The 14590-nt window shown below is 59.3% G+C and carries 14 protein-coding genes and 1 tRNA gene; 11 read left to right on the plus strand and 4 right to left on the minus strand.

Annotated elements, in window-relative coordinates; genetic code table 11:
• Positions 1–131 precede the first annotated feature (131 nt).
• The 5 genes from QA646_RS14400 (at position 132) to QA646_RS14420 (ending at position 4041) form a co-directional block, all read left to right on the plus strand.
• A complete protein-coding gene (locus QA646_RS14400) occupies positions 132–299 on the plus strand; it encodes a hypothetical protein (RefSeq protein ID WP_283056102.1) in 168 nt (55 codons plus the stop codon).
• A gap of 14 nt (positions 300–313) precedes the next feature.
• On the plus strand, positions 314–1270 hold the full coding sequence (gene xerD / locus QA646_RS14405) for a site-specific tyrosine recombinase XerD (RefSeq protein WP_283058876.1): 957 nt from the start codon (positions 314–316) through the stop codon (positions 1268–1270).
• Positions 1271–1333: 63 nt separating this feature from the next.
• Positions 1334–2287 carry an acetyl-CoA carboxylase carboxyltransferase subunit alpha gene (locus QA646_RS14410; RefSeq protein ID WP_283056103.1) on the plus strand — a complete coding sequence of 318 codons (954 nt, stop codon included), beginning with the start codon at positions 1334–1336 and terminating at the stop codon, positions 2285–2287.
• Positions 2288–2519: 232 nt separating this feature from the next.
• A complete protein-coding gene (locus QA646_RS14415; protein WP_283056104.1) occupies positions 2520–3815 on the plus strand; it encodes a murein L,D-transpeptidase family protein in 1296 nt (431 codons plus the stop codon).
• Positions 3808–4041, plus strand: coding sequence for a sulfurtransferase TusA family protein (locus QA646_RS14420; protein ID WP_283056105.1), 234 nt, complete (start codon positions 3808–3810; stop codon positions 4039–4041). Before QA646_RS14415 ends, QA646_RS14420 begins: the two co-directional genes overlap by 8 nt.
• Before the next feature lie 208 nt (positions 4042–4249).
• Here the strand turns inward: QA646_RS14420 and QA646_RS14425 are convergent, their stop codons facing one another.
• Complete coding sequence (locus tag QA646_RS14425) at positions 4250–5437, minus strand: GTP-binding protein (RefSeq protein ID WP_283056106.1); 1188 nt, start codon at positions 5435–5437, stop codon at positions 4250–4252.
• Positions 5438–5450: 13 nt separating this feature from the next.
• Complete coding sequence (locus QA646_RS14430) at positions 5451–6569, minus strand: D-alanyl-D-alanine carboxypeptidase family protein (protein ID WP_283058877.1); 1119 nt, start codon at positions 6567–6569, stop codon at positions 5451–5453.
• 265 nt (positions 6570–6834) lie between these two features.
• Between QA646_RS14430 and QA646_RS14435 the strand changes: the two genes are divergently transcribed.
• The 3 genes from QA646_RS14435 to QA646_RS14445 all read left to right on the plus strand — a co-directional run bounded on the left by QA646_RS14435 (position 6835) and on the right by QA646_RS14445 (position 9545).
• Entirely contained in the window at positions 6835–7995 is a 1161-nt protein-coding gene (locus QA646_RS14435; RefSeq protein WP_283056107.1) for a M20 aminoacylase family protein, read from the plus strand.
• A gap of 118 nt (positions 7996–8113) precedes the next feature.
• Positions 8114–8190 (plus strand) — tRNA-Arg (locus QA646_RS14440).
• A 200-nt stretch (positions 8191–8390) separates the two neighbouring features.
• Positions 8391–9545, plus strand: coding sequence for a TIR domain-containing protein (locus QA646_RS14445; RefSeq protein WP_283056108.1), 1155 nt, complete (start codon positions 8391–8393; stop codon positions 9543–9545).
• A 114-nt stretch (positions 9546–9659) separates the two neighbouring features.
• On the opposite strand, the gene QA646_RS14450 is transcribed toward QA646_RS14445, so the two are convergent.
• Positions 9660–9926, minus strand: coding sequence for a BON domain-containing protein (locus QA646_RS14450; protein WP_283056109.1), 267 nt, complete (start codon positions 9924–9926; stop codon positions 9660–9662).
• Positions 9927–10128: 202 nt separating this feature from the next.
• On the opposite strand from QA646_RS14450, the gene dxr reads away from it, so the two are divergent.
• From dxr to QA646_RS14465, 3 genes are all read left to right on the plus strand, one after another.
• Positions 10129–11322, plus strand: coding sequence for a 1-deoxy-D-xylulose-5-phosphate reductoisomerase (gene dxr / locus QA646_RS14455; protein ID WP_283056110.1), 1194 nt, complete (start codon positions 10129–10131; stop codon positions 11320–11322).
• Positions 11323–11410: 88 nt separating this feature from the next.
• Entirely contained in the window at positions 11411–12322 is a 912-nt protein-coding gene (locus tag QA646_RS14460; RefSeq protein ID WP_283056111.1) for a pyridoxal-phosphate dependent enzyme, read from the plus strand.
• A gap of 94 nt (positions 12323–12416) precedes the next feature.
• The gene (locus QA646_RS14465) at positions 12417–13049 is read left to right on the plus strand and encodes a LysE family translocator (RefSeq protein ID WP_283056112.1); all 633 of its coding nucleotides are present in this window, start codon (positions 12417–12419) and stop codon (positions 13047–13049) included.
• Positions 13050–13176: 127 nt separating this feature from the next.
• Here QA646_RS14465 and hemA read toward each other — a convergent pair whose 3' ends face one another.
• Positions 13177–14388 carry a 5-aminolevulinate synthase gene (hemA, locus tag QA646_RS14470; protein ID WP_283058878.1) on the minus strand — a complete coding sequence of 404 codons (1212 nt, stop codon included), beginning with the start codon at positions 14386–14388 and terminating at the stop codon, positions 13177–13179.
• Positions 14389–14590 lie beyond the last annotated feature (202 nt).

Consider the following 14590-nt stretch of genomic DNA (forward strand, 5'->3'; position numbering starts at 1 on the left):
TATCGTCAAATGCGCCGGTAGCGTCAAGACGCCGCAACATAAACATGCCTGCAATATCCTTCGGCTAACGCTTGTCGGGTATAATTACAATATATCGCCGGACCAATGATTGGGACGAGGAGAGTTTCTGAATGCCGACCCTGTTTCGCTTCCTTGTCATCTGCGCGGTCATCGCCGGATCGGTTTATGGAGCAATGTGGGCCTTGGTGCTGTTCGTCGACCCGCAGCCGCGCGATGTGACGATCCGCATACCATCCGAACGTGTCAATCCGCCGGCAACCGGCTCGGTGAAACAGTGAGCGCGGACATCGCCGTGAAGGATCTGAGCCGCGTTCATGTGGAAGCCTTCCTCGAAATGATGAGCGCCGAACGCGGCGCAGCGGTCAACACGCTGCAGTCCTACGAACGCGACCTCGACGATCTCCATTCCTTCCTGTCGGAGCGCAAGGTCCGCATGACGGAAGCGGCATCGAACGATCTCGGCGCCTATCTCTCCGGGCTCTCACGACAGGGCTTCAAGCCGTCGTCGCAGGCACGCAGGCTGTCGGCCATGCGCCAGTTCTATAAATTTCTCTATGCCGAGGGTCTGCGCACGGATGACCCTACCGGCATTCTCGACGCGCCGAAGAAGGGCCGCGCCCTACCGAAGACCATGGGTGTCGATGAGGTGACGCGCCTTCTCGCCCAGGCGGAACAGGAGGCGGCCGTCGAAGGACCCGATCAATTGCAGCATCTGCGCATGCTGGTTTTGCTGGAGCTGCTTTATGCCACCGGCATGCGCGTCAGTGAACTCGTTTCCCTGCCGGCCAAGGTGCTGGATCAGGAAGGGCGTTTCCTGATGATCCGCGGCAAAGGCAACAAGGAGCGGCTGGTGCCGCTGTCGCAGTCGGCCATCGCTGCGCTGAAGACCTATGGCCGCCGACAGGCGCTGGAGGCGGCAAACGCCAAGCAGCCCGCCCCGGAAAGCCCGTGGCTCTTTCCCGCAGCCTCCAAGCAGGGCTATCTGCCGCGGCAGGTCTTTGCGCGCGACCTGAAGGATCTAGCCATTCGCGCCGGGCTCACACCCTCAATGATTTCGCCGCATGTCATGCGCCACGCCTTCGCCAGCCACCTGCTTGCCAATGGTGCGGACCTGCGCGTGGTGCAGGAACTTCTCGGCCATTCCGACATTTCGACCACACAAATCTACACACATGTGCTGGAAGAACGGCTTCACCAGCTGGTGCAAACGCATCACCCCCTTGCCAAACAGGCCAAAAAACAGGATTAGGACCGGCACACAGGCTATACGTGCCGTCTCTCGTCACGGGCAAAAGGATCGGAAACGCATCTCATGCACAATTATCTCGACTTCGAAAAACCCATCTCGGATCTCGAAGGCAAGATTCACGAGCTGAAGAAACTGGCAAGCGAAGACGAGAGCATCGATACGTCCGATGAAGTCGGACGGCTCGAAATCCGCGTCCGCGAAGCCATGGCCGACATCTATTCCAAGCTCAATGCCTGGCAGAAGACGCAGGTTGCCCGCCATCCGCAGCGGCCGCATTTCGTCGACTATGCCGGAGCGCTGTTTACGGAATTCACACCGCTCGCCGGCGATCGCAAATTTTCCGAGGATGCCGCCATCCAGGCAGGCTTTGCCCGTTTCCGGGGTCAGCCCGTCGCCGTCATCGGCCAGGAAAAGGGCAACGACACCAAGACGCGCCTGAAGCACAATTTCGGCAGCGCCCGTCCCGAGGGTTACCGCAAGGCGATTCGCATCCTGGAAATGGCCGACCGCTTTCAACTGCCCGTCGTGACCCTGGTCGATACGGCGGGCGCCTACCCAGGCGTCGGCGCCGAAGAGCGCGGCCAGGCGGAAGCGATTGCCCGCTCCACGGAAATGTGCCTGGGCGTCAAGGTGCCGATCATCTCGGTGGTCATCGGCGAAGGCGGTTCTGGCGGCGCGATTGCGATCGCCACCGGCAACCGCGTCTATATGCTCGAACATTCGATCTACAGCGTGATTTCACCCGAAGGTGCCGCCTCGATCCTCTGGCGCGATTCAACCCGTGCCAAGGAAGCCGCCACCAACATGAAAATCACCGCCGAGGATCTGAAGGGGCTCGGTATCATCGACGGCATCATTCCCGAACCGCTCGGCGGCGCGCATCGCGACCCGCAGACGGTGATTAAGGCGACCGGCGATATGATTTCCAACGCGCTCGGCGAACTCTCCAGCCGTTCGGGCGAACAATTGCGCAGCGATCGTCGTCAGAAATTCCTCAATATGGGTCGCAATCTCTAACTTAAGTTCGAGATTCGTGATCTCCCAAGACGGGAATGGGGCCAAATCTTGGCCACATTCTTGTTATCGAAACCTTTATGGCAAAGAAAAGCTTGCGGGTGCGCCGCGAGCACGTCATAGGCTGGTAAGGAATTCTCAAGTATAAGCCGTCTATGATTCTGTTTCATGTTTCGATTTGAGGGCGCCGAAACAGATCGTGCGGCCGCTCTTCGTGTCTGTGGGCTAAGTCAGAATGCGCATCCGTCACCTTGCCTATGTTTCCCTGATGGCGCTGGCCCTCGCCGGCTGCAACGACACGCTCGAATCCGCGTCGATCGATCTGTCGACGGTGAAAAACAAGGTCGAGCAGCCGCTTCCGAGCCATATCCTCGCCGACATGTCGAAAAAGGGCATGGACCGCAATTCGCCGATCATGATCCGCATCTTCAAGGAAGAAGGCGTGATGGAGATCCTCAAGGCGAACCAGAACAATCGCTTCGAGGTGATCGCCGATTATAAGATCTGCGCCTGGTCCGGCCGTCTCGGCCCGAAGGTGAAGGAGGGCGACCGGCAAGCGCCGGAAGGCTTCTACATGCTGACGCCGGCCAATCTCAATCCGAACTCCAAATATTATCTCGCCATCAACACCGGTTTTCCGAACCGCTATGACGCGGCCAATGGCCGCACAGGCGCCAATCTGATGATCCACGGCGCCTGCTCGTCGTCGGGCTGCTATTCGATGACCGATCAGCAGGTGCTGGAAATTTATGCCTTCGCGCGCGACGCCTTCAAGGGCGGCCAGAAGGCGATCCAGCTCGAGGCCTATCCTTTCCGCATGACAGCGGAAAACATGGTCAAGCATCGCCTCAGCCCCAATATCGAATTCTGGAAAATGTTGAAGGTCGGCTACGACAATTTCGAAGTGACGAAGCGTCCGCCGGAAGTCGAGGTCTGCGAGAAGAAATACGTCTTCAACCAGCAGGCTACCGGCCCCTTCAATGCCAGCGGCAAATGCCCGGTCATGACCACGCCGCCCGCACTGCAGATAGCGCTTGCGACCTACGGCAAGCAGTATGACGCTGATTACAGTGCCGCTCTGAAGAAATTTGACGGCATGGCCTGGTACGACCCGACCGAAGCCGAACGCAAGGCTGTTGTCGCCAAGCAGCGCAAGGGCCATGATCTCGCCTATGCCCCGACTGGCACCGCGCTTGCGGCCGGCAAGATGATGAAGGTCGCCGATCTTGAATCGATGATGGCCAACCAGTCCGCGCAGCAGGTTGCCCGCGGCGGCACGGTAGCGAGTCCAACAACCAATCCGTCGACTGCAAGCATTCGCGTCGCGGCCGCAGCTCCCGAAGCGTCCGCGCAGCAGCAGGGCGGTCCCGTCGTAGCGACCAACATTCCGGCGAATGTGCCGATCCCGATGGCGAACCCGATGAACCCGGGCGTCAATCCGCTCGCTTATGCGCCCCAGCCCATGGAAACCGCACAGACCGAGCCGGCCAAAAAGCCGTCCTTCTGGAAGTTTTGGGCCAAGAGTGAATAGCCTGACCGACGAGGTTTACGATCTGCGCGGGCTGAAATGCCCCTATCCAGCGATCAAAACGGAAAAGCGCCTGCGCGGCATGCCGAGCGGCGCGACCTTGACGGTCGAAACGACCGATCCGCTTGCCGTCATCGACATTCCGCATCTCTGCAATGAAAAGGGGTATACGCTTCTCACCAGCGAGAAGACGGAAACGGGCCACCTGTTCGTCATCCGCAAGGGATGATCAGTTGCGGCCGATGGGCCATCCTCGTGGTTCGAGGGTCGCTTCGCTCCCACCTCACCATGAGGATGGGGCGAGTTCGTCTGCCCTTGGACACCTGACATCGTTCTCTCATCACGGGCAACAATGCACAAAGATCAGCCTCACCCTGGGGCCTGCAAGGCCCTCGAAGGGTGAGGCGGGTTGCCTGGTGTAGCCGGATTTCCGCTTCCTAAAACCGCATCCCCGGCACAGCCAACGGATTGTCCTCAAGCGCCGCCCTATCCGGCGTGTCGACGCGCGGCTTGCTCAGGAACGCGTCGAACAGGCCCTTTACGAAGTCTTCGGGCAGATCCTTGGTGATGATCACCATGCGCGTGCGCCGGTCGTCGGGATTGGGCCAGGCGGGCAGGCGCACCGGCGGATGGAAGATATTCTGCACGCCATGCAGCACGACCGGACGTTCCGGCCTGTCGGACATGGCAACGATCGCCTTCATCCGCAGCAGCTTTTCGCCATGCGCGGAGCGCAGGAGGTCGATGAACATTTCGAGCGCGATCGGATCGATCGGTTGGTTCTCGACGATCGAGAAGGAGCGGATCGACTCGCCGTGACGGTTCACGTCATGGGCGTGCTGATGCCGATGGCCGTGATGATGGTGGCCATGGCGGTGGTGGCCGTGTCCACCATGATGATGATTGTGATCGTGCCCATGTTCGTGATCATGGTCACCATCATCCGCCTCAAGCTCGTCGCGCAGCCAGCGGCCGACATCGGCGATCTTGGAGGCCGGATCGTAGAGGCCGTTGACGAGAATGGTGGCGCTGCCGGCCGCTTCGCTGTCGGCATTCATGATCTGCGCCCGCGGATTGAGCGCCCGCAGCCATCCCTCTATCATGCTGAGGGAGGCAGCACCTTCCAAACTGGTTTTGGAGATGATCAGCCGATCGGCGACCGCGACCTGCTTGCGCGCTTCTTCATGATTGTCGAGCGTCTGCAAACAGTTGACCGCATCGACGACGGTAATCACGCCATCCAGGTCGAAATTCGTGGCGATGATCGGATTGCCCATGATCGACTGCATGACTGGCGCCGGATCGGCAAGGCCGGTCGTTTCGATGACGACGCGCTTCAGCGGCCGGATGCGGCCCGTCTGCATGGCGTCCATCAGGTTCGCCAGCGTATCCACCAGCTCGCCGCGCACCGTGCAGCAGAGGCAGCCATCGGAGAGCTCGATGATGGAATCGCCGGAGCTTTCGACCAACAGATGGTCGATGCCGACATCGCCGAATTCGTTGATGATAACAGCCGCATCCCGCATCTCCGCGTCCTTGAGGATGCGATTCAGCAATGTCGATTTGCCGGCTCCGAGAAAGCCTGTCAGGATCGAAACCGGCACCCTCTCCTGCGGAACGCTCATGGTTCAGGTCCGATCAGTAAGTGGGACGCGGCATAGGAATGGGAATGCCGGTGACATCGCCCGTAGCGGCAATTTTGTCGCCCTTCACGGTCTTGTCGCCCTTCGCAGCCACATCGTCCTTGTCGCCCTTGCTTGCGGTGGCAACGTCCTGACCGCCGATCAGGCCGGCATAGACGAAATTCGGCTCGTGATCCATTTCATGGATGTAGGGCGACTGCACCTTGGTGCGGCCGGTGGGGTCACGGGTTTCGCTGCGGTGTTGTGCACCCTTAGCGCTGCAGATGTCGGCGGTAATGTCGGCAACCTCGTCCTGTCCCGGCCCATAGGGCTGCAGGCTCGCCAGCGTGTCCCGCCCGGAGAACTGGTTCTCGAAACCTTTTTCGAGGAAATTGGCGGAATCGTCGGCGCGTGCGGCAAGGCTGTCCGTTCCGAGAACGACGGAGACCAGCGTGCGTCCGTTGCGGGTCGCCGAGGCAATCTGGTTGAAGCCGGAAGCACAAATGAACCCGGTCTTCATGCCATCGGCGCCATCGAAGCGGCCGATGAGCATGTTGATGTTCGGCACCTGCTTGACGCCGTTGGTGAAGCCTTCCAGCGAGAAATAGCCCGCATATTGCGGGAACTCGCGGCGCAGCGCCACGCTGACAACCGCAAGATCGCGTGCCGTCGTGTACTGACCCTTGCCGGGCAGGCCGTTGGGATTGATGTAATGCGTGTCACGCATTCCGAGACGTGCAGCTTCCGCGTTCATGCGCGCGACGAAGCCCTGCTCGGAACCGCCGACCGTCTCGGCGATCGCCATGGCAAGGTCATTGGCGGATTTGACCAGCATCATCTTCAGCGCATTATCGAGCGTCAGCTTCTGGCCGGGCTTGAAATACATCTTCGCCGGCGGCTGCGAAGAGGAAAGCTTGGACATGACAACCGGCGTATCGAGCGTGACCTGGCCGGACTGAAGGGCGCGGAAAGTGACATAGACCGTCATCAGCTTGGTGAGCGAGGCCGGATACCACTTGCGGAAGGCTTCTTCATGGTCGAGCACGCGGCCGGTGCTGACATCGACGAGGATATGCGGATTGGCCTCGGCCACATGCGCGGTCGACAGAAAAAGCATGGATGCGGCGGCGGCCATGGGAACCAGCCGCAAAGCGGCATACAAACGATTCTGCTTCGTCGGCACGGTCAATCCTTCAGGGGTCCGGAATTTTCTCGAAAGCTCCCCCTATTTAACCTATATGGCTAAGAGAAGGCAAAGGCGATTGACGAGTTTATTGCCAACCGATCACAGCCTTGTGATCATACGCACGGCATGAAAAGGTGCGATGTGACATTGAGGGTTGTGCGTCGACTTAAATTGCTAAACCCGAATCCGATACTGAGCAGCAGGAAAAATCAGCATGCCGATTTTGAACAGAGCCGCCGAACTCCAGGACGAAGTGACGGAATGGCGCCGCTATATCCATACAAGGCCTGAACTGATGTATGCGGTGGAAAATACCGCCGCCTTCGTCGCCGAAAAGCTCAGGGCATTCGGCGTCGACGAGGTCGTCCCCGGCATCGGCCGCACCGGCGTCGTCGGCCTGATCCGCGGCAAGGGCGAAGGCCGCACCGTCGGCCTGCGCGCCGATATGGATGCCCTGCCGCTCACCGAAATCACCGGCAAGCCCTGGGCTTCCGAGACACCCGGCAAGATGCATGCCTGCGGCCATGACGGCCACACCGCCATGCTGCTGGGCGCTGCGAAATATCTGGCCGAAACTCGCAATTTCAACGGCAACATCGCCGTCATCTTCCAGCCGGCCGAAGAGGGTGGCGCCGGCGGCGATGCCATGGTCAAGGATGGCATGATGGAGCGCTTCCGCATCGAGGAAGTCTACGGCATGCACAATCTGCCGGGCCTGCCGGTCGGCCAGTTCGCCATCCGCAAGGGCGCGATCATGGCGGCAACCGACGAGTTCACCGTCACCATCAAGGGGCGCGGCGGCCACGCCGCTATGCCGCACACGACCATCGACCCGATCGCCATCGGCGCGCAAATCGTCACAAACCTGCAGCTCATCGCCTCGCGCAGCGCCAATCCTCTGAAATCGGTGGTGGTCTCCGTCACCAAGTTCAATGGCGGCAACGCCTATAATGTCATTCCCAACGATGCCAGCTTCGTCGGCACCGTGCGCACCCTCGACCCGGAGATCCGCGACCTCGCAGAACGCCGCTTCCGGCAGATAGTCAGCGGCATCGCCGCCAGCCATGACGCCGAGGCGGATATCCAGTTCCACCGCAACTATCCGGTCACCGTCAACCACGCCGACGAGACCGACCACGCGATCGCCGCCGCGCGCGACATCGCCGGCAGCGCCAACGTCATCGCCAACATCGATCCCATGATGGGCGGCGAGGATTTCTCCTACATGCTGAACGCCCGCCCCGGCGCCTTCATCTTCGTCGGCAACGGCGACACCGCCGGCCTGCACAACCCGGCCTACGACTTCAACGACGAAGCCATCGCCCACGGCATCTCCTATTGGGTCCGGCTCGCCGAACAGCGTCTGAACGCCTGAGGCGCCACCATCTCTCCGTGCGCCGACCATAGCGTACGGCCCGACAAAAGCAGATTGTCTCCGAGACGGGAAAAGGGCTTGGCTTCGGGCCCTTGCTTTTGTATGGATCAATCTCAGTGGTCCCGTAGCTCAGCAGGATAGAGCATCAGATTCCTAATCTGAGGGTCACGCGTTCGAATCGCGTCGGGATCACCAACATTTTCAAGCACTCAGCATCATTATCAGTACTTTTCGTGCGCCACAAACTTACAAGAATTATCAGCATATTCCGGCGTTTTCTAACGTTAGCGGGATTCCGTGGCGCACGGTTGGCGCATGAAATGCTCATAATCCGCAATTGCGATCAACTTGATGTCGGAAATACCTCAGATTAGTGTTTTCAAAGGGAGAGAACGGTGCAGCTAGATGATCCCCTGATTTTCATCAGCTATGCTTCAGAGGATAGGCCCAGGGTGACGCCTTTCGTGGACTATCTTACGCGAGCGGGACTCGACACGTGGCTGGATGTGCGACGCATTAAAGGCGGTGCGAATTGGGACATTGAAATTCGCCGCGCCTTAGACAAGTGCCAAATCATCGTCGTTTTCATTTCAAACAAGTCTGTAAGCAAACGAGGCTTCGTCCAACGGGAGATGAAGCTCGCCTTGGAAAAGGCGGAGGAAAAGTTGGTCGACGACATATACGTTGTGCCCGTCATCTTGGATAGTGACGCGCCATATCCAGATCAACTCAAGGGGATTCAATATATTAGCGCTGACGATGATGATTGCAATGATAAGCTTCTCGATGCAATCAGACACCAGCTTGACCGATTAGGTGCTTCTGTTCAACAGGCGCAGCAAGATGCTTCCCTAACCTGGACGTTTTCCAAATACAAAGAATCTCAAAACGGCATACCAGGTTATGAGATAGAATTTCGGGCGATAAAGTTCGAATCAGAAAAATATGAACATGTGCATGAAATTGGCGAGGTGATCAAAGGTGATCTCGTGAGATGCGCCATGGATTTCAGATCTACGATTATGAACCCAGTTCCAGAACATTTTAACTACGGCCAGGACCGATACTCTCGAACTAATACATTAGACGTTACTTGTAGCGAGCCTCGCATTGTTGGGCGAATGCTTTCCATATCATATATGTCTGATACGTACTATGCTGGCGCCGCCCACCCAAACCATCATTCCTCTTCCTATGTCTTTGTCCTTGATCCGCTGCATGTAATTCAACGCTTAGAGAGCCTGTTTAACAAAGAAGAAGATGCGTTAGTCGTAATCCGTGATGAAGCTCGACGACAGTTGCTCGCACCGCGCGAAGGAGAAGATCCCGCATACAGTCTTGATGAGGAATGGGTCCATCGTGGCACCGAAAGTTGGGACCATTTTCGGACGTTTGGCTTCAGTGAAGAGGGCCTTGAGCTCACGTTCGACCCGTACCAAGTTGCCGCTTACGCGTACGGCCATCAATTTGTTCGCATTGAATACAGACTTATCGATAATCTCTTGAAAAGGGAAATCCGTTCAACGTTGGACCGTCCGCAATACTTCTGACACACTTATCCTCTCGCTTGGTAAAGGAGAGGCCAAGAGTTCAAATCTCTCAAGCACCTCCCGAATAAAAGGTGAATGAACCTCAGCCAGATATAAAGGCGCTGATGCCTCAGATCACCCCACCAAAATCCGATTCCTCACCAGCCTCACCCCCGGCACAGCCTCGGCCACCGCGGTCGCCCGCTCAACCTCCTGCGGTGTTGCCGCCGTTCCGTCCAATCGGATTTCCTGGCCAACGGCGGTCACCGTGACGTCGGAGGCATCGAGGCCGCCGGCGACGGCGAGGGCGTTGGCGACGGTGGTTTCCAGCGCCGAGCGTTTGGCATTTTCGCTTTCTATTTCGGGCCTTGTGCCGTGAAACGTGGCTGCTTTGAAAACCATTGTCCCTTCTCCTCCGCCGCTGCCGGATGGGAAACGCGGTATCTGTGTATTGGTTCATCGGCAGCCCGAAAATTGCCACTAAAGCCAGAGATTTCAGCAGGAAAGGAGGTGGCGAGGGACTCGCCGGCAGAGCTGCGGACTTGCCGCCTCTCGCGATCCCCTGTAGAGCCATGGGCGATCACAGCAAGATGCGGATACTGGAATGACCACCGGGAGCAAGGCGCCGCGCCGCCTGACGATATTGGGTTCGACCGGCTCGATCGGACAAAACACGCTCGACGTCATCGCCCAATTGGGCGGACGCGAAGCCTTCGATATCGCCGCAATCACCGGGCATGACAATATCGATCTCCTGGCGAACCAGGCAAAAGCCTGCGGCGCCGCTCTCGCCGTCACCGCTAATGAGGACCGCTATCACGATCTCAAGGCGGCACTTGCCGGAACCGGCATTGCCGCGGCCGCAGGCCGGAACGCCCTCATCGAGGCCGCCTCGATTCCTTCCGATTGGGTGATGGCGGCGATCGTCGGCACGGCGGGGCTTGCGCCGACGCTGGAGGCCGCGCGCCGGGGCGCCGATATCGCGCTCGCCAACAAGGAATGCCTGGTTTCCGCCGGCGATCTTTTCGTCCGTGCCGTCAGCGAAGGCGGTGGGCGGCTGATTCCGGTGGACAGCGAACACAGCGCGATTTTCCAGGCGCTCGAGGATGACCAGCAGCATGCGGTCGAGCGGATCATTCTGACCGCCTCGGGCGGCCCCTTTCGCACATGGTCGCGCGAGCAGATGGCGAATGTCACGGCAGCGACGGCGCGTGCGCATCCGAACTGGTCGATGGGCCTGAAAATTTCCATCGGCAGCGCTTCGATGTTCAACAAGGCGCTGGAGATGATCGAGGCCAAACATCTGTTCAATGTCGGTCCGGATCAGATCGAGGTGATCGTCCATCCGCAATCCATCGTTCATTCGATGGTCGGCTATACCGATGGCTCGGTGCTGGCGCAGCTCGGCTGTCCGGACATGCGCACGGCCATCGGCTATGCGCTGAACTATCCGTCCCGACCGAAGCTGGATGTCGAGCGGCTGGATTTTGCCAAACTGGCTCGGCTGGATTTCGAAGCGCCGGACGAGGTCCGCTTTCCGGCACTGCGCCTTGCCCGCACTGCGCTGGAACGCGGCGGGCTGCAGGGCGCCGTCATGAATGCCGCCGAAGAGATTGCCTTCCAGGCCTTTGTCGACGAACGCATCGGCTTCCTCGAAATGGCCGATATCGCCGAAGCGGTCATGGACCAGATGATCGTTATCGGCAGCGCCGAAACGATGGATGCGGTCTTTGCCGCCGACGATGAGGCCCGCAGCCGCGCCAGCGCACTTGTCGCGCAAAAGGAAAAGGCGGCGTAACACGCCCGCGAGAAGGCGTGAAAGCCGGAAGCGGATGACTGCTCTCACAGGCAGATCAGTGAATTTTTTTGTTGGCGAGGGTCTTTCCATGGCACTGCATCTCGAAACTCCGCTGCTCGAATCCCCTTCCCTCAGCGCGGCGACAGGACGATCCATCTGGCTAAAGATGGATGCGCTTCAGCCGCCTGGCTCCTTCAAAATCCGCGGCATCGGGGCAGCGTGCGAGCATCACGCCAGAAGCGGAAAGCGCCGCTTTGTATCCTCCTCCGGAGGCAATGCCGGCATCGCAGTGGCCTATGCCGGACGCCGCCTCTCGATCCCGGTGTCGGTCTTCGTTCCGGAGACGACGACCGAATGGGCAATATCGCTGATCCGCCAGGAGGGCGCCGAGGTCTTCGTCCACGGCGCGTCCTGGCAAGAGGCAAACGAGCGCGCGCTTGAGGCGATTGACGCGGAAACCGCATTCATTCACCCGTTTGACGATCCGCTTGTGTGGACAGGTCATGCGACGATCATCGATGAAGTCGTGAGAGCAGCGGTCCCGTTCGACGCGGTCGTTCTTTCGGTCGGCGGCGGCGGGCTTCTGGCTGGCGTCGCGGAAGGGCTGACACGCAATGGACTTCAGGGAATTCCGATCATAGCTGCCGAAACCGAAGGCGCGGCATCGCTCGCGGCCTCGGTCAAGGCCGGTAAGCTCATCGAACTGCCCGCCATTACCAGCATCGCAACTTCGCTTGGCGCCCGAAAGATCTGCCAGCGCGCCTTCGAAATCGCTGAGACCCAGCCCGTCGATAGCGTTGTCGTGGATGATCGCGCTGCCGTCAACGCATGCATGCGCTTCCTCGACGACCATCGCGTGCTCGTGGAGCCTGCCTGCGGCGCAGCATTGGCGGTCGCATATTCCCATGCCGATCGATTGGCAGATTATGAGCGAATCCTGATCATCGCATGCGGCGGGGCGACGGCTTCGCTCGCGCAATTACAGGCCTGGCAAGCATAGTGATCGGCTGCTGTCGCCTTCCGATGAGCGACAGTTGCCATTCCTGGCAATGATGGTAGAGAGGAATTCCGGCCTCATTTTCAAAGGAATCAAGATGCCGGACTTCTCAACGCTCATTCTATTTGCCGCTGCGGCGCTGGTGCTGACCGCCACGCCCGGCCCCGACATGCTCCTCATCGCCTCGCGCAGCGTCAGCCAAGGCCGATCCGCCGGCTTCCTGACCTATGCGGGCATTGCGCTCGGCACCTATTGCCATGCCATGGCCGCAGCGCTTGGCCTGTCGCGGCTTTTCCTGACTGTGCCGATTGCCTATGAGATCGTGCGCTGGGCGGGCTGCGCCTATCTGCTCTATCTGGCCTTCAAGACTCTGCGTTCGCAAGGATCTGCCTTCGCGCCCTCGGCCGGACTCAAGCGTCTTTCGGGCCGGCGCATCTTCATCGAGGGTCTCGCGACCAATATCTTGAACCCGAAGATGGCCTTGTTCGTGCTCGCCCTGTTTCCGCAATTCGTCGATCCGAATGGTGGCTCGATGGTCATCCAGATGGCGCTACTCGCTACCATCCTGAATGGGATCGGCTTCCTGGTGAACGGTTCCGTCATAATGCTCGGCAGCCACATCCGAGGTCGCCTCTCGGCGATCAAGCGCATTCCGAAGCTGCCGCAATATCTCCTGGCGACGGTCTTTGCCGGCCTTGCATGCCGCCTGGCCTTGGGAAGCCGCGGCTGACCTCTGCAGTATAAAAAATCATTGCGGAAATGGGCTGCGCGCCGACATTTCCGCAATGAGAACCGCTTCAATTGTGCCAGAAGCCGTGCCTGTCAATCCCGGCACGGCATGCTGAGAAAGCCGCCTTTTACGCGACTGCCCTTGCCAGCGCGCAGCGCGACCAGAGCGCATGCAGCGCACCGACCAGATGCTCGATATCGGCTTCCGAATGCAGCGGCGTCGGTGTGATGCGCAGGCGCTCCGTCTTCTTCGGCACGGTCGGATAGTTGATCGGCTGGACGTAGACGCCCATATCGAGCAGCAGATCCGAGATCCACTTGCACTTGGCAGCATCGCCGACCAAAACCGGCACGACATGGCTCGGGTTCGGCATATGCGGAATGCCGGAGGCATCAAGCTGGGTGCGCAGCCTGCGGACCCGGTCCTGATGGCGAGCGCGTTCGAACTGGCTGACCTTCAGATGCCGGATCGAAGCGACGGCGCCCGCCGCCAAGGCCGGCGGCAGCGAGGTCGTGAAGATGAAACCGGAGGCGAACGAACGGATGAAATCGCAAAGTGCGGCCGAGGCGGCGATATAGCCGCCCATGACGCCGAACGCCTTGCCGAGCGTGCCCTCGATCACCGTCAGCCGGTCCATCAGCCCTTCGCGCTCAGCAATGCCGCCGCCGCGCGGACCATACATGCCGACGGCATGCACCTCGTCGAGATAGGTCATCGCACCATACTTATCGGCGAGATCGCAGATCTCCTTGACCGGCGCGATGTCGCCATCCATCGAATAGACGCTTTCGAAAGCGATCAGCTTCGGCGCCTTCGGATCGGCAGCCTTCAGCTTGGCTTCGAGATCATTGAGATCGTTATGTTTCCAGATGACCTTGTCGCACTTGGCGTAGCGGATGCCCTCGATCATCGATGCGTGGTTCAGCGCGTCGGAGAAGATGATCAGGCCGGGGATCTTGGCGCCGAGCGTGCCGAGCGTCGCCCAGTTGGAGATATAGCCGGAGGTGAAGATCAGCGCTGATTCCTTGCCGTGCAGATCGGCGAGCTCCTGCTCGAGCAGAACATGGTAGTGGCTGGTGCCGGAAATATTCCGGGTGCCTCCTGCACCCGCGCCACAGTGATCGATCGCCTCTTTCATGGCTTCGATCACCTTCGGATGCTGGCCCATGCCGAGATAGTCATTCGAGCACCAGACCGTTACATCTTTGGAGCCTTCAGGCGTATGCCAGGTTGCGCGCGGAAAGTTGCCGCGCTGACGCTCCAGATCGGCGAACACGCGGTACCGGCCTTCCTTGTGCAGGCCGTCCAGTTCACCTTTAAAAAATGCTTCGAAATCCATCATCTGCTCCAGAACCATGCGACCGTTTTTCATGTTTGCCGGTCTGCACGTCAACCCCTCCGCATCGCTTTCGCACTCGCTGCGGCAAATGGCCCTTAATTTTGAACAATTCCAGACAAGAATTATCAATCACCGAGAATTGACAATCAAGCCTATGTCCAGACGTACGAAGTCGGAAGAGCGGGCGGACCCGCCCTTCCGG

Source organism: Rhizobium sp. CB3090, assembly GCF_029714285.1.
In the GTDB taxonomy this organism is placed as follows: Bacteria; Pseudomonadota; Alphaproteobacteria; order Rhizobiales; family Rhizobiaceae; genus Rhizobium.

Excerpts from the sequence above, each read along its gene's own strand:
- QA646_RS14400 (WP_283056102.1), top strand. The coding sequence starts at position 132 with ATGCCGACCCTGTTTCGCTTCCTTGTCATCTGCGCGGTCATCGCCGGA.
- QA646_RS14410 (WP_283056103.1), top strand. The coding sequence starts at position 1,334 with ATGCACAATTATCTCGACTTCGAAAAACCCATCTCGGATCTCGAAGGC.
- QA646_RS14415 (WP_283056104.1), top strand. The coding sequence starts at position 2,520 with ATGCGCATCCGTCACCTTGCCTATGTTTCCCTGATGGCGCTGGCCCTC.
- QA646_RS14425 (WP_283056106.1), bottom strand. The coding sequence starts at position 5,437 with ATGAGCGTTCCGCAGGAGAGGGTGCCGGTTTCGATCCTGACAGGCTTT.
- QA646_RS14430 (WP_283058877.1), bottom strand. The coding sequence starts at position 6,569 with ATGGCCGCCGCCGCATCCATGCTTTTTCTGTCGACCGCGCATGTGGCC.
- QA646_RS14435 (WP_283056107.1), top strand. The coding sequence starts at position 6,835 with ATGCCGATTTTGAACAGAGCCGCCGAACTCCAGGACGAAGTGACGGAA.
- QA646_RS14450 (WP_283056109.1), bottom strand. The coding sequence starts at position 9,926 with ATGGTTTTCAAAGCAGCCACGTTTCACGGCACAAGGCCCGAAATAGAA.
- dxr (WP_283056110.1), top strand. The coding sequence starts at position 10,129 with ATGACCACCGGGAGCAAGGCGCCGCGCCGCCTGACGATATTGGGTTCG.
- QA646_RS14460 (WP_283056111.1), top strand. The coding sequence starts at position 11,411 with ATGGCACTGCATCTCGAAACTCCGCTGCTCGAATCCCCTTCCCTCAGC.
- QA646_RS14465 (WP_283056112.1), top strand. The coding sequence starts at position 12,417 with ATGCCGGACTTCTCAACGCTCATTCTATTTGCCGCTGCGGCGCTGGTG.
- hemA (WP_283058878.1), bottom strand. The coding sequence starts at position 14,388 with ATGGATTTCGAAGCATTTTTTAAAGGTGAACTGGACGGCCTGCACAAG.